General features: G+C 40.5%; 14 protein-coding genes. 7 read left to right on the forward strand and 7 right to left on the reverse strand.

Going from position 1 to position 15,410, the window contains the following annotated elements:
- Positions 1–4 precede the first annotated feature (4 nt).
- Positions 5–418 (reverse strand): LexA family transcriptional regulator, encoded by a 414-nt coding sequence (locus tag H5125_RS13140; RefSeq protein ID WP_011637424.1) that lies wholly within the window; start codon positions 416–418, stop codon positions 5–7.
- A 412-nt stretch (positions 419–830) separates the two neighbouring features.
- Here H5125_RS13140 and H5125_RS13145 point away from each other — a divergent pair, with 412 nt between their 5' ends.
- The 5 genes from H5125_RS13145 to H5125_RS13165 all read left to right on the forward strand — a co-directional run bounded on the left by H5125_RS13145 (position 831) and on the right by H5125_RS13165 (position 6,882).
- Positions 831–1,943 (forward strand): ABC transporter permease, encoded by a 1,113-nt coding sequence (locus H5125_RS13145; RefSeq protein ID WP_101088332.1) that lies wholly within the window; start codon positions 831–833, stop codon positions 1,941–1,943.
- Between the two features lie 2 nt (positions 1,944–1,945).
- Complete coding sequence (locus tag H5125_RS13150) at positions 1,946–2,710, forward strand: ABC transporter ATP-binding protein (protein WP_182744450.1); 765 nt, start codon at positions 1,946–1,948, stop codon at positions 2,708–2,710.
- Positions 2,707–3,690 carry an MlaD family protein gene (locus H5125_RS13155; protein ID WP_182744451.1) on the forward strand — a complete coding sequence of 328 codons (984 nt, stop codon included), beginning with the start codon at positions 2,707–2,709 and terminating at the stop codon, positions 3,688–3,690. The genes H5125_RS13150 and H5125_RS13155 overlap by 4 nt, the downstream gene beginning before the upstream one ends.
- Before the next feature lie 4 nt (positions 3,691–3,694).
- Positions 3,695–4,294, forward strand: coding sequence for a PqiC family protein (locus tag H5125_RS13160; protein ID WP_182744452.1), 600 nt, complete (start codon positions 3,695–3,697; stop codon positions 4,292–4,294).
- 518 nt (positions 4,295–4,812) lie between these two features.
- Positions 4,813–6,882 (forward strand): M13 family metallopeptidase, encoded by a 2,070-nt coding sequence (locus H5125_RS13165; RefSeq protein WP_162023064.1) that lies wholly within the window; start codon positions 4,813–4,815, stop codon positions 6,880–6,882.
- A 402-nt stretch (positions 6,883–7,284) separates the two neighbouring features.
- Here H5125_RS13165 and H5125_RS13170 read toward each other — a convergent pair whose 3' ends face one another.
- The 5 genes from H5125_RS13170 to H5125_RS13190 all read right to left on the reverse strand — a co-directional run bounded on the left by H5125_RS13170 (position 7,285) and on the right by H5125_RS13190 (position 12,813).
- Positions 7,285–7,833, reverse strand: coding sequence for an HD domain-containing protein (locus tag H5125_RS13170; protein ID WP_182744453.1), 549 nt, complete (start codon positions 7,831–7,833; stop codon positions 7,285–7,287).
- A 107-nt stretch (positions 7,834–7,940) separates the two neighbouring features.
- Positions 7,941–8,519: a hypothetical protein gene (locus H5125_RS13175; protein WP_182744454.1), complete on the reverse strand. Its 579-nt coding sequence runs from the start codon at positions 8,517–8,519 to the stop codon at positions 7,941–7,943.
- Positions 8,520–8,728: 209 nt separating this feature from the next.
- Complete coding sequence (locus H5125_RS13180) at positions 8,729–10,054, reverse strand: hypothetical protein (protein WP_182744455.1); 1,326 nt, start codon at positions 10,052–10,054, stop codon at positions 8,729–8,731.
- A gap of 658 nt (positions 10,055–10,712) precedes the next feature.
- The gene (locus H5125_RS13185; protein ID WP_182744456.1) at positions 10,713–12,227 is read right to left on the reverse strand and encodes a carotenoid oxygenase family protein; all 1,515 of its coding nucleotides are present in this window, start codon (positions 12,225–12,227) and stop codon (positions 10,713–10,715) included.
- 67 nt (positions 12,228–12,294) lie between these two features.
- Positions 12,295–12,813: a DUF2141 domain-containing protein gene (locus H5125_RS13190; RefSeq protein WP_259395460.1), complete on the reverse strand. Its 519-nt coding sequence runs from the start codon at positions 12,811–12,813 to the stop codon at positions 12,295–12,297.
- A gap of 189 nt (positions 12,814–13,002) precedes the next feature.
- On the opposite strand from H5125_RS13190, the gene H5125_RS13195 reads away from it, so the two are divergent.
- Both H5125_RS13195 and H5125_RS13200 read left to right on the forward strand, forming a co-directional pair.
- On the forward strand, positions 13,003–13,872 hold the full coding sequence (locus H5125_RS13195; protein ID WP_182744457.1) for a LytTR family DNA-binding domain-containing protein: 870 nt from the start codon (positions 13,003–13,005) through the stop codon (positions 13,870–13,872).
- Between the two features lie 348 nt (positions 13,873–14,220).
- Positions 14,221–14,559 (forward strand): cytosolic protein, encoded by a 339-nt coding sequence (locus H5125_RS13200; RefSeq protein WP_182744462.1) that lies wholly within the window; start codon positions 14,221–14,223, stop codon positions 14,557–14,559.
- A 428-nt stretch (positions 14,560–14,987) separates the two neighbouring features.
- On the opposite strand, the gene H5125_RS13205 is transcribed toward H5125_RS13200, so the two are convergent.
- A complete protein-coding gene (locus tag H5125_RS13205) occupies positions 14,988–15,194 on the reverse strand; it encodes a hypothetical protein (protein WP_101088339.1) in 207 nt (68 codons plus the stop codon).
- Between the last annotated feature and the right edge of the window lie 216 nt (positions 15,195–15,410).

The following is a 15,410-nucleotide window of genomic DNA, read 5'->3' on the forward strand; positions in this document are numbered from 1 at the left end:
TTACCTAACCTTTTTTGCTGATAAGCAGTGGGCTTTGACGATGACAACGAATTGAGCGAATAACCACACCTTCAATACTAAAGTCATCATAGTCGCAGATGGTCACAGGTAAATGTTGCTCATTAGACGACATCAGCATTCGCCGATGCATGTCGAGAATTTTACACACAAACTCACCATTAAAATTAGCCACTATCACGTCGCCATTTCTAGCCGTTTCATGGCGGTCGACAATCAATAAGTCACCATCATATATTCCCACACCTTGCATCGACTCACCTTGGGCTAAGCCAATAAAAGTAGAACTTGGATGCTGGATTAATATCTCATCAAGGCTGAGGCCTAACTGAAGATACTCAGCGGCAGGAGATTCAAAACCGGTAATGCCGGCGCTGGCTGCAATGGGAATAACGCGCATATGACAACCTCTAATATGATATGTACTGTATAAATACAAACCGTATAAATAAACAGCACACAAATAAGCACTGTATAAACATATACTGTATAAAAACACAGTATATATTAGCGTTAAATTTTGTCAGCGCAAGTTTATTTGCTTTAAATCACGACAAGCGGCGGTTATGTTCAATCGTTAACGCCGTTTTTATTGCCTCTGCACAACAACATCGGTCCATAACTAATGCTTCTTCAATGTAGCAAAGCGTCAATACATCAAAGTGATAGCTTCATTATTGATGAAATAATATGTCCAAGGTCAAAATATAATCAATGAGCTTGGTCTACACTGATAACAGGATCAAAAATCAAGCTAACCTATTTATTAAACAAACGAATAGACTTATTTCATATTGGCTCGGGGGTCTAGTATGACACTCGCAACATTCCATATCGACATGCACGATGATAACTGCTTACTGAACCTTGCTGGTGATTGGCAATTAGGCCAAGCACCGCTAGGCGCAGATATTTGTGCTGAGCTGCCATCTAATTGCCAATCTGTCACTTTAATCACCACAGAGTTGTCTCATTGGGATTCAAGCCTCGCCATTGCCTTATTACAATTATCTCGCTGGTGTGAGCAACATAAACTATCACTAGACACTCAACAAACACCTCAAGGGTTGCAGCAACTACTGCTGCTCGCTACCGATGTTGCGGTTTATCAACCAACTAATGAAGGTGCCCTAGGCGGGCTATGGCCGACCTTACGTCGAGGATTGATTAACCAAGGCTTACAAGTACACGATGGATTAGTATTTGTCGGTAACTGCACTTTGGCACTCGGGCGTTGGTTGGTTGGCAGAGCGAGAACTCGCCGAAGTGATATCGTTTTTTTTATCGAACAAGCTGGGCCTAAAGGGCTTGCTATTGTCACCTTAATTAGTCTGCTAGTGGGAATGATTTTGGCTTATTTAGGCTCGGTACAGCTGCGTCAATTAGGCGCCCAGGTATATGTGGCTAATTTAGTGGCTATCGGAATGGTGCGTGAAATGGGTGCCTTAATGACAGGCGTTATTATGGCTGGCCGAACTGGAGCCGCTTATGCTGCGCAATTAGGCACCATGCAAGTTAATGAAGAAATTGATGCGCTGCGAGTGATGGGCATTCCCACTATGGAGTTTCTGGTTTTACCGCGGTTATTAGCATTAATTTTTATTATGCCGCTAATGTGTATTTATTCGGATGTAATAGGCATGATTGGCGGTGCGTTAGTTGCTAACGGCATGGGCGTGAGTTATACCCAATATATTTTGCAAACCCAGGTTGCGATTGATTGGGTAGATATTTCCACTGGTTTAATAAAGAGTTTAATTTTTGGGTTTTTAATTGCGATTGCGGGTTGTCAGGCAGGACTGCTTTGCGGACGTGACTCGAATGCCGTTGGTTTAGCGACGACCCACGCTGTGGTTAAGGCCATTGTTTTTTTGGTTGTCTCCGATGCGGCGCTTAATATCTTATACGATAAATTAGGGATCTAACCATGGTTGATGATGCCTTTATCAGTGTACGTAATCTATCAGTCGGCTACGGCAGTACCGAGGTGCAAAAAAAACTCAACTTCGACATTAACAAGAATGATATCTTTTTTGTCATTGGCGGCAGTGGTTGTGGCAAAACAACCTTGCTCAAATCGATGGTGGGATTACTCACGCCACTACAAGGCGAAGTACTCTATCAAGGCAAAAACTTTTATGAAGCAGATGAACCCGCGCAGGTAGCAATGCTCAAAAACTGGGGGATTACCTTCCAAACAGGCGCATTGTTTTCGAGCATGTCGCTTGGCGAAAATGTGGCTTTACCCCTGCAGCTCTATACCGACCTTTCGGAGCGACAAATTGCAGAAGCCGTTGCCTATAAGCTAGCATTAGTTGGCTTAGCGGGCTTCGAGAAGTTTTACCCTGCCGAGTTAAGTGGCGGTATGCACAAACGCGCAGGATTAGCGCGGGCGCTGGCATTAGACCCTCAATTGTTATTTTTTGATGAACCCTCTGCGGGTTTAGACCCTATTAGCTCGATGCGTTTAGATCAATTGATCGTGCAAATATGCCAGGCGCTAGACTCTACCGTGATCATCGTGTCCCACGAGCTGCCCAGCATATTGTCAATCGGCACTCGCTGTGTGTTTTTGGATAATGAAACCAATACTATGCTCGATTGTGGTGACCCACGAGAATTAAAAATACACAGTAGCCAGCCAAGGGTTCGCCAATTTCTCAATCGTACCGAAAAATCGGAGATATCATGAGTAAAAGCCAACGACTTCCGCTCGCGATTGGTGCCTTTATTTTTGGCGCTATTATCTTAGTGTTTATTGCATTACTGTTCTTTTCTGGGGGGCGTATATTTGCAGAGAAAGCCCCGGTAGTGATGTTTTTCAACAGTTCAGTGCAAGGGTTACAGGTAGGCGCACCGGTAAAATTAAAAGGGGTCATAATAGGTGAAATAAGCGATATCAGTATCGATTTCCCTAACGACAGTAGCCAGGGTGTCACGGCTGCAGTTCATGCCGACTTATTGTTGAAACGTATCAATATTAAGGGGATCCAAGTAGGTGAAGAGTTTTTTTCACACGCCATCGATAACGGCTTACGCGCCCAGCTAAATTATCTGAGTTTACTCACCGGACTGCTATATGTTGAACTGGATTTCTTTCCCGACACCTCGCCGTTATTCCATGGCGAAAAAGACCAATTATTAGAATTGCCGACCATCGCGACTGATTTCGAATCGTTGTCGAAAGACCTGCAATCGTTAAACTTAAAAAGTTTAGTCAACAATGTCGACAATTTAGCCCAGCAGCTCAGTGACATTGCTGCCAGCGGAAAAATACAGCAAGCATTGGATAATTTTGATAATGCAGCCAAAGCCGTTAACAACACCGCGATTAACTTGGACAACACTCAAGCAGCGTTAGGTAAAAATGGGCTTGAAGTACTGTTCAAACTCGATAATTTACTGGTGCAATTAAATAATGATGAACCCAAGCTCGTTGAGTCGCTGAACCATAGTTTAACTGAATTACGCAATACACTATTAAGCATGAATCAGCTTGCAAACCAAGCAGGTAACACACTCGACCAAAACTCGCCCTTGTTGATAGAACTCACCAATACCTTGGAAGAAATCCGCCGCACGGCTCGATCATTACGTAGCTTGAGTGAAACCTTAGATGAACAACCTGAGGCCATCATACGCGGTAAAAAAGCTCTACCTTTAGGAGAATAATGTCATGGGGAAATATGGAGTTTGGACCATTAACTGGGGGATCGGTTTACTGCTATTGAGTTTAGTGAGTGGCTGCCAAAGCTCTCCCGAAAAACAGTACTTTGTGTTAACTGCAATACCCAACCAAATAGTGTCGGGCAGTACTGCGTTAGAGTATGACATTGGTATAGGGCCAATTGACGTCGCCGAATACTTACATTTTACACAGCTGATGTATCAACTTGACGACGGTAACCTGCAACGATTTGCCAATAGTTATTGGGCTGAACCGCTTGAACAAGGAATCAGCCGGGTCATGAGTATCAATCTCAGCCAAAGCGATAACCGTCGTAATCTGGTGTTATTTCCTTGGCGAGCAAACAACACTCCCCAGTACAGCATTAAAATCAAGGTTACTTCCCTCAACCGAGATGGCAATAACGCCAGACTCAATGCCAACTGGGAGCTAACAAACAATCCATTAAACCAAACATTGGCAAAACAAAATTTTATCGCGGTCACTAATGCAGGTTCGACGGCAGCGGAGTTGGTCAGCGCGTACAGCAACTTATTGGCTCAGTTGGCAAAGGAAATTGATAAATCATTACCACAACATTCAGATTAAACACTCCAGCCTACTGTCAGCATTCTCGCGTCAGAGTTGTCGCGTCAGCAATGTTGTGTAAGCTTTGTTGTATGAGCGGTGGTGTGAGCGGTGGAGTAAATCATAAACCTAACTATTAAGCTGTTTTACAGCGTATTGAGTAAACAAACTCAAACAATAACGCTATCTATAGCACTACTTGTAGCACTATCAATACTGATGCCAATCCCAAGAAAAATAGCAACCCAACATAGTTAGGTGGCTTAACACTGGCAGCGTTAATATTACAAAGCCTAACTCACTTTTATCCCAAGTTTAGGTTAATTATGCTGATGATAATCAACTGCTCTTATCTCTGCCTCTCAAATAAACAATACAGCCAATAAACATCAAACCAGCACATATTCAGCCACGCATTTCATTGCTTAACTCAGCGTTAGTTAAATTTGCTAACAATTCGAACATTGACATTTTTTGTCAGTCTTTCAATATGGCTAGGCAAATAATTCTGTAAAAATAGACCAAGGAACACGATAACAATGAATAAATCCTTAATTGCGATTGGATTAACCACAGCACTATTAAGTGGTTGCGGCGTATCTGATACAAATAACACTAAGCTTGCAGCCGTGACCTCACCGGCCCCCGCTAAAGCAGAGTTAGGTACTTTTGGTGTGGATTTAGCTGCACGAAATGAAGCCGTTAAACCTGGCGATGACTTTTTTATGTATTCAAGTGGCACTTGGTACGACAACTTTGTCATGCCTGCCGACAAAACTCGTTATGGCGCATTTAATGCCTTAGCTGAGCGCAGTGAAAATCAAGTGAAAGCAATTATCGACGATATTGCCAGCCGCAGTGACTTAACTGCCGAAGAACAATTAATTGCTGATTTTTATCATGCCTATATGGATACCGACACCATTAATAAACTAGGTATCACACCAATTAAAGCCACCTTAGATCAAATTGCTGCGATTAGCTCAACTCAAGATTTAACCAAAGTATTCGGTGAAGCATGGCTTACTGGTACATCGTCCCCTATTTGGGGTGGCATGTGGTTTAACCGTATAGATCCCAATCAATATGAAATGACCATCGGTGCTGGTGGTTTAGGCCTGCCCGATCGCTCGTATTACCTCGAAGACAGTGAGCGTTTCGTTAAAATTCGTAAAGCTTATGTTGAGCATATCGCTGCAATGCTGGCTTTTGCTGGTATAAATGACGGTGCAAAACGTGCCGAGGCAATTCTTGCCCTTGAAACAAAAATAGCACAGGCACAATGGCCTAGAGAAAAACGCCGTGACCGTGATTTAACCTTAAACCAACTCAAACGTGAAGAATTGGTTAAGCAATATCCTGGATTTGATTGGGATATCTATTTCGCACAGAGTGGTTACCAAGTACCACAACTCAACATATCTGAACCTGAACCGGTTAAGGCTATGATTGGCTTAATTAACCAACAACCGCTCACTGTGTGGCAAGACTATTTAACATTCCACACCATTAGTAATAATGCAGGGTTATTGTCTGAAGACATTTTTAATACCAATTTTGCTTTTTTTGGCAAAGAACTCACTGGGCAAGAGCAACCTCGTCCGCGCTGGAAACGTGCAGTTGAAGAAATGTCTGGCACTCAGTCTCTAGGTTTCGCTATTGGTAAAGTCTATGTGTCGCGTTATTTCCCTGAGTCGTCTAAACAAAAAATGGCCGAGTTAGTTAAGAACCTGCGCACAGCATTAGGCCAACGCATTGATGGTTTAGATTGGATGGGCGACGAAACTAAAGTGAATGCCCATGCTAAGTTAGCGGCATTTAACCCTAAAATTGGTTACCCCGATGTGTGGCAACAGTTTGATGGCTTAACCCTCACTAAAAATGATTTAATGGGTGATATTAAGAATCTGCGCAAATATTTCCAAGCCGATAGCGTAGCGAAAGAACTGGAAAAAACGGATCGTAATCGTTGGGGTATGACACCGCAAACGGTCAATGCCTATTACAACAGCTCGTTTAATGAAATTGTGTTCCCTGCGGCAATTTTACAACCGCCATTTTTCGATCCAAACGCAGATGCAGCAGTTAACTATGGCAGTATCGGTGCCGTAATTGGTCACGAAATGGGCCATGGTTTTGATGATCAAGGTTCTAAATCAGACGCCAATGGCGTTCAGCGTAACTGGTGGACAGATGAAGATCGAGCCGCTTTTGATGCTAAAGCCGATAAGCTCGCTGCGCAATACAACCAATATGAACCAATCCCTGAAAACTTTGTTAACGGACGTAACAGTCTCGGAGAAAACATTGGCGATGTAGGCGGTTTATCAATGGCATACCATGCTTACAAATTAAGCTTGAATGGTAAAGAAGCCCCGGTGATAGATGGCGTTACTGGCGATCAACGTTTCTTTTTAGCTTGGGCTCAAGTGTGGAAAGAAAAACGTACCGAGCAAAGTATGCTAACTCAGTTACGTGCCGGCACTCATGCACCAGGTCGTTACCGTGCCCTCGCCCCGCGTAACCACGATGCTTGGTATAAAGCCTTTGATGTTAAACCAGGTGATAAGTTGTACTTGCCTGAAGATCAGCGCGTACGTATTTGGTAATTTAGTGCGTAAATAGCTGCAATAACGAGCCGCGATTGCAACAAGCATCCGCCACAAAAATGCCCGTCAGTTAACTGACGGGCATTTTTGTATCACTATCTATGCCAATTCCTAAAATAATATCAGCAAGCTTATGGTTAATAGCAGAGGCGAGTAAAGACCTAGACAAACATTCGGATTAATTAATCAGTTACTGGTAATATCGTTTGAACACTTTTCAAGTCGGTTAACAATTTTCTCTTGATAAGCTTTTACCGTAGAGAAACTGTGTATTTGCATAAATAAGTCCGAAGCAGTTTCTTTAGATGCATCCGTTAAATTAACCCCTTTATACAGTGCTGGTTAACTCGTCCAGGATGAACTTAACAGGACGCTGGGAGGATTAAAGTTGTTTCGTTTAGTTTATTTAATGTACTTGCTATAAGTATTTATTTTAATGAGTAACCTGTCAGCAAGAAAGTGATTGGCTTCACCAAGTTGTTTCAAAATATAGTATGCCTCATCTCTATATTTTAATATTTTGTCAGTATCCCAATGCTTTGGCGGTGGTTGTAGATTTGTAATCCTGTCACATAATTTTACCATCCAAATTTCAATGGGTTGTTCTTTAATCCTACGAATACTGTCTTCCATTTTTTCCTTTTTTGAAGACAGCTCCTCATTCTTACTTAGCGCTAGAACCCCGCTTGCCACGTCTGTACCAAATTCATGTTCAATATCTTTAAATGTGGTTTTTGTATCCTCAATGGAATCATGAAGCAAAGCACAAACAATGAATAAATTAGGTTGTTTAATATTTTGAGTTGCAGCAATAGCCGCCGTTGCTTCCATGCAAACTAAGCCTAAATGATTAATATAGGGTATTTCACTGCCAGGTATCGTTTGCCCCATATGAATGGCTGAAGCAAAATTCCATGCCTTTAAATACGCATCTTGATCCCAAATATTCATTTTTCATCCTTTATAGTGCAGAACGCTAACGCTGTGCAAAATTGCAACATCTAGCTAGTTTAAACTTAACTTAATAATAAATCACCCAACATAGCTGCTTTGATAATTCATATGTGTTTTGTTCGAATCCACGTTTTCTTGTTTTTTGATACTCGTTCTATTTTTTTTGCTTTTATTAATGCATTCAATGCTTTTGTGAAATCGGATTTTGACTGGTTAAGTTTCTTTCTGACGTTCTCTGTTGTTTGCTCTATTTTGAAATGTTCATAAATTTTTTGTTCAAGACTTTGTGGTGACTTATTTTTCTTTGGCTCAACAACCGGAGGTATAGATAGAACCTGTTTCTTTGATTCAAGGGCAATATTATGTCTCACGTTGAGGAGCTTGCACTGAAAAGAAAACGCGGTAACCAAAGCATTATCTTGTGAATAAAGGACAAAGTGGCAGCCAACTCGTTGCTGTTCAGTTAAAGATGCAATAATTCCAACCAACTTGCCTATAATGTAAAAGTCAGCTTGATTAGAACCCGTGGGATAGTTTGAATTGCATATGAATAGCTTTCTCTCACAAATTTCTTTAACCGCATCATTCTTGGAGAAAACTAACACTTTATCAGTAATCGACACACTTACGGCTTCTACTTCCTTGAGACCAATATTTTCTGCATCTATAAATATAAATTTCAAACAATAATCCTTTTTTGTTTAAATATATGTCATCAGCGTATTCTGCATGACAACTGGCTGCATCAAGCATCATACTTTGTGCTAAGTTGCGGGGCGGCTGGGTGATCCAAGAGGGAACAGCCGTTGGTTTCCTTTTAAATGATTAATCATGACACCCATTTTTATGATAGAGACGAGTAAAGACCTAGACAGACATTCGGATTGATTAATCAGTTACTGGTAATATCGTTTGAACACTTTTCAAGTCGGTTAACAATTTTCTCTTGATAAGCTTTTACCGTAGAGAAACTGTGTATTTTCATAAATAAGTCCGAAGCAGTTTCTTTAGATGCATCCGTTAAATTAACCCCTTTATACAGTGCTGGTACCGTATTGTGTTTCATGGAATTATCTGCAAATATTAAATTTAATTTGACTACACGGGCCAACTCTTCTTGATAGAGAAAAAATTGCCTTAAATGTGTATTTTCTATTTTGGCAGTTTTGGATCTGTCTATTGTTAATATTTCGTCAATTAGGCGGTTTAATCTACTACGAAACTCAATCGCTTCATCCATAACCTCAAGCCATTTTATTTCAGTATTTGATAACAAAGCCAAAAAATACAATGTACGTGCTTTGTTATAATTAATAAATCCTGGCCACATAACATCTTCACTAGAAATATTAAGTGCTCTATCAAACTGGTCACATGCAGATTTTAAATACATGGTCACATCTTCTATAATTGACGGAGATATAGAGCCAATACCTTTCTGTACCACGCTAAGGCCGTTAAGTGAGAGAATATCGATATCCCCCATATTCAGGGACTCTCTAAGCAAGTGCATGCCCTTTTTGTTGTAATATAAACCAAGGTAATTGTGATAAATCGTTTTTGTGACAGGATTTCGAAGTATAGGACCACGAACATGGAGAAGATCTGCATGGATATTAAAATTACCATCAGCAACAAAATTCTGATATGAAACAACAGCTTTAAATAACTTTATTGTTTCAGTTATTTGAATTGAATTTCCCTTGCTTACCGAATGCAGTATGTCTCGTTGCCTATCTACCTCTGTTAATATCTTGTCCATGCGTTTTTTATAGAGTTTTTTATCCGTATCAGAAGCATTAAAAACAGCAGGAAATAAAACGATAAGATCAATCATATACTGTAACGTATCGGCAAAAAGTACGGCAGTACCGGATTCTTTTTTCAACTTATACTCAACTGAATCAAATAGTTCTTTGTCTAGTGTTTTTTCGTCTTTAGACTTAAATTGATTGATTAACTCAGGAAGAGAAGTTACATAGTGCTCATTATCAAGAATGTTACCTTCCATTTTGCTTATATTGTTCACACTATCGATTGATGTATACGTCCTGACAGCTATAAATAGAGCTAATAGTGCAATGCAGAAGCCAACTGTCGATATTGTAAAACTCAGTAAATCTTTGCCCTCTTTAAGATAATATACCCAAACTGCAATACAAGAAGAAAACATGACGAGTATAAAAATTGTGAAATATATTATTTTTGATGTACGCATTTATCTTCCTAATATTATTAATATTTGTACGTATATATTGAACTAAAACCTAAAAAAACAGAACGCGTTAGCGCGTCAATCCAAGAAGCCTTTATTTATAAAATATCGTTCATCACACCAATATCCTTGAGGATAAATTGTACCCAATAATAGCATTTTAACTTTTCATTGAACCATGGCCATGTACCATCTTGTAGTAGCTAAATCATTTGAATAATTTGAACGCCGTACTGTCTTACATTCAAAATCAACCAAAACAGGCTTTAAAATCAGAGTTAAGGTCATCTATTTTTAATTAAAACCAACTCATTTTTGGACAAAAGTGCGTTACAGCTAATGCTTTATAGTTCATTATCACATTACGATAAGTGCAATGGTAAACACTAGGAAAGACATTTGTGGTCGACCGCTAATTAGATGACCAAATGAACAATGCCACTTAAGTCATCGACATAGAGTTATTTCGGACTTAAGCATATCAATTGTATGATTCTGAATCAGCAATAATTATAGCCATGTTAATTCCCCCTCCTCACGATGAGTTTTTTGCGCTTTATTTAGCAAATATATCAACCCATAAAAATAATTGAGTCGACTAAATTCAAATCTAAAAGGTTAAGGCTAAGAGGCCAAATCTATTAAAGTAAGTCATTCACACTTAACTAGCCATAAAATTGCCGTGAAACCCAAGCGGTAAATGGTAAGGTAACCAGGCTCTGGCTAATGGCCCTGCAGCTAAGTCATTCGCCGCAAAAATATTCAAGCAAGTACGTTTGCTCGGCACATGCAATGCAGTACCCATTAAGTAGCCGTTGCCCTCAACGCCTTTAGGGCAAACACTAACATGCTCTTCAACCAGGTAATCATCACCAAAATGATAATGCTGCGTAGCACCGGTATCAATATGCAAAGACGATAAGGTATCGCTCCATAAGCTGCTAGATTTAGCTGATAAGTGATACAAATACTGATTTTTAAGCCCCACAAGATGGTCGCATACCCGCGGAAACTCACTGTTATCGCCCACGGTTTGCATATCATAAGTGCCATCAATATATAAACTAAACAGGGCTGTTTGCGCCTTGACACTTGCCTGCGACATCTTACCTTGCATCACATTGGCCAACTTATGCAGCACATCAACATTAGGGTACAGGCTGGCGTCAAAGTGAATGGTGCCATTGGCTTCTTCCCACGCATTACCATAATGAAACGCAAAACCTGCGGGTAACTCAAAGCGTTTAGTCACTTTAAGTGACTGCTTATTTATCACAAATACACTCATTGGAATATCGCTATTATATTGAGTATGGGCAAAATTGCCTTCAATCACCTTATCAACAAACAATGACGGTAAAATGATCAACACACTTTTGTCTGTAATCAAAAAGTCATGCAACATACCGCCACGGTATTGGCTATTAATTAGACCCACATTTTTAACTTTGCCATTAGCCGCTAATTGATAAATCACCACCTGACCTGATGGATGTAAACCAAAATTCCAAATATCCCCATTAGGGTCAACTTTAGGATGTGCCGAAAAAGGCAGTCCTTGTAAACTGTTGTCATATTTAGACCCTGCGCCTAAATTAACCTGTTGAGTAAACTGCATGGTATCCCGGTCAATTTGGGTAGGAGATCCCGCCTCCCACAGCGCCCAAAGATCATCTCCCACCGCAATAATATTAGTATTAGCGGTATTAACCGTATCAGCGCTGGTCACAGGCAAAGCATGGGCAATTTTAGTATCAGGGCCTGAATAAACAAACTGCTGCGCCTGTTGCTCTTTAGCAAACTTAGGCGTGTTAATAAATTGGCCACGGTGGACTATTTTTTGGTCGCTAATCTCAAAACGCTGCAACATACCATCGCCTTCAAAAGCATGTAGATAACGAATATCGCCACGCTCATATTTGCCAGGGCCGTTACGATAAAAAACACCTTGTAAATCGGCAGGAATACGCCCTTCAATCGTCAGCGGTTGTGGCTCAAAGTTAGCGTCAACATTGGCAAAACCAATTAACTCAGGGTGCTGTGCCAGCGCCTGATTAAATTGCTGCTTAATATTAACCACAGTAGGAGCAGAAGATGCCAACGCATTCACTGCACCGGGCAACATGCTTGATGCGCCTATTATTCCCATGCCTTTTAAAAACTGTCTGCGTTGCATGCTCACCTCCAAAATTGTCACCTTTAAAATTGTCATCTCTAGAATTGCCATCTCCCAAATGAGTGGCTTAATAAATGATTTGTGTGTGGTTAATCTGGGTTGATGCGTCTTCAGTGACTGTGAAAGCAGCATCCGTATAAGCAACCGGACCATAATTAGGTTTAGCCTTGTTAGAAAAACCATACCCTTCAGACGGCAAACCAAATAAATTGGTGTCTAACGTGCCGTTATTATTCTCGTCCTGAAAAAAGCGCACCGCATACTCACCTGCGGGAACATCGGTAAAAGACACAAAATTAAGCCCCGCTTCAGCCTGAATGTAAGTCGCTGTTAGCGCATTGCCATTTAAGTAATTATCTTCACCATTAAACAGCTGCACATAAATCTTACTTTGCTGGGCATTGACCCCTGTAATCTCAAGCTTAATATCCGCAGCAAAAGTGGATGAATTAACCCACATTGATACAAACAGCAATGAAACGGCTAATAACGATGATTTACTCATATTGCTACTGTTAGTCTGAGTGAATTGAGTCGCGGCATTATGTGTCAATGTGCCAGTCAGTTTAGTCGTTAATCTAGTCATTTTTATGTTCCTATCGTCTGTGATAAAGGGGTTATCTTAATTGGCAGTTCGCATCGACATAAGCCGAGCCAATCTCGCCATTGCTTCGTGTTGAAAAGACGATAGAATGGAGCGATAAAAAATTAAAGTCGCTTTTCGTAAAGTGACCCAAAAACTTCGTAAAATGTAACTAAAAAGGAATGTGTACCTTTGACGAATCGTGAAATACCCTCAAATAATCAACAACTAAAATCTGAACCCACTAAAAACAAATTACTGCGCCAACTGCTTATTGTGGTGTTTATTGGATTATTTATTGGCTTTATGCGCCCCTTCGGCATGGATCAATTCACCCTATTATTGTCGATGAGTTACTGGGTGTTTACCTGTATTTGTGGCTATTTAATTTATATGCCACTGATCAATTTAGGCCATAAATACTTAGCAAAAAGCATCACTACGCTCTGGCAACGGGTAGCAATATCATCACTATTAGCCAGCCTAATAATGAGCCTAATTGTGCCTTTTATTGGCTGGCTATTTTTTGAACACACATTACATTTAGCTGATAATTTTCTACTCGCGCTGCCTAACACCCTGGTTATTGGCAGCATTATTACCTTTGTCAGCATTATTACCTTTGTCAGCATGTTACAAAATCATGTTAATCATCAAAAACAGCAACTTGAACAATCACAACACGTCATTGAGCAATCGCAAAAGGTCATTGAACAGCATCAACAAAACAATGATATAAATGCCCTTCAAATTGACCAGTTTATGGGGTTATTACCATTAGAAAAGCGCGGACAATTACTGTGTTTAGAAATGGATGACCACTATTTAAAAGTGCACACAGACCAAGGCCAACATATGCTATTAATGCGCTTAAAAGATGCCTTAATGCAGCTAGAAGGGTTTCCTGGTATACAAACACATCGATCCTGGTGGGTAGCTAATCAGGCAGTTGTGTCGGTCAATAAAGAAAACAGAAAAATGTCATTACTGCTAACCAATCACCTTGAAGTGCCAGTTTCCAGAACCTTTGTCGAGGCGGTCAAGGCTGCTAATATAATTTAGCCTTTAATCATGATATTCATAGTTAACCCTATGCAGGCATGGCTAGCGGGATGCTAGATATAGCGGAACATAATCTGCGTCAATACCCCCATCCCCAATGCCAGTACGAGCAACTTCAATTCTAATTTCTATTATTAAAAGTTAAATGCCAGGTAAAGATGAGAATTTGTAGGTTAATTTAGTTGTAAGCTTTCTTATCATCTACTGAGTGCTAGCAAGTTTTGGGGCAAAGACGTGTTTCAAGGTGGCCTAGTGAATGACCGTAAATTGCACAGAATTACTAAATCTCTACTACGTTCTGCCCCTGATAATGTTAAAATCTCCGCATCAGAATTACCGAGAAACTCAATGTTTATCCATCATGTTAACGGCATCGACTGGCTAGTGATCACAGCTTTTGAAGAACTGAAAACTATGTTTATCGAAGAAGCCGGTACGATACCCTCTTGCTTCTCTACCGCCAGCGAATTGAAACTGGTTGATCAAGCAAAGCGAACTTATAGATATTTGCCTACTCTCAGAGGCGTAATCACCGATATCGGCACATATCAAAGACAGGGTAACGAAGAAGATTTTTACCCACAGCTTGCCTGCTTAGTTGAGGGGCGTGGTCGGGTATTTATCTATCACGGAGGCTTTGTAGCGTTTGTGGATGACGAGCAAACCTTTATTACCCGAATAGACTGAAAATTATTCAGTAAGTTGAAATCAGTGAATTGGCATCCCTAGCAAGGAATGGGTCAAAAACGAACTAGCTTTCTTGTCTTGAAAAAGGCCAAATTCAACTTTTAACTTGAAGCCGTTAAAGAAATGCGCATTAGTATTTTCACTCCTTAATACAAGATGGGCCGAAGTGAGGCTACAAACGAAGTTCAACGCTGGATAAATCCCCATGGCGACTTTTCGCATCTAATATTTAAGTCAATTGGGAAAATGTTGCCGGGTGGCTGGGCTAATTCTTTTATAAAGAATAAAGAGGGAACAGCCGCTGGTTTCCTTTTGGTCTGGTGTGGGTGAAGCGCCACAACGTTAGTGGCCGCAGGCCATATTCCAAACTAACTTAGGCAATACATAACTCTGAGTGATAAACGGATAAACAATAATGCCTACAGCAACTAAAGCCGGATAAAGTACGGTATCGCAACTAAGATTATTCCCATAATCAGCAAAGTAGTCACGCTGGCAACAAAATAAGGAAACACGATTAATGCCATTCCTACACACAAGGGAACAATCGCCCTTTGGCGCTTACCATAAACAAAATACCCCATGCCTATAGCGCCAAATAACACACTCCACATGATCATTGATGCACTGCCCATCTGTGTTCCTCTTATCTAATCATCTTGCTATTTGAACCTTTAAATAAGGTTATAGCATGGTTATTGTTTTTCTATCACGTCTCTATGATAAATCCAGATCATCGTTGGTGACATTATTCAGGCTGTAGAGTTAAACAAGCTGCCCTCCCCAGTCCTTAATAACCAATCCTTAATCCTTGAACACTGAACACTGAACACTGAACACTGAACACTTAG

It is taken from the genome of Shewanella sp. SR44-4 (assembly GCF_014163715.1).
Lineage (GTDB): Bacteria > Pseudomonadota > Gammaproteobacteria > Enterobacterales > Shewanellaceae > Shewanella.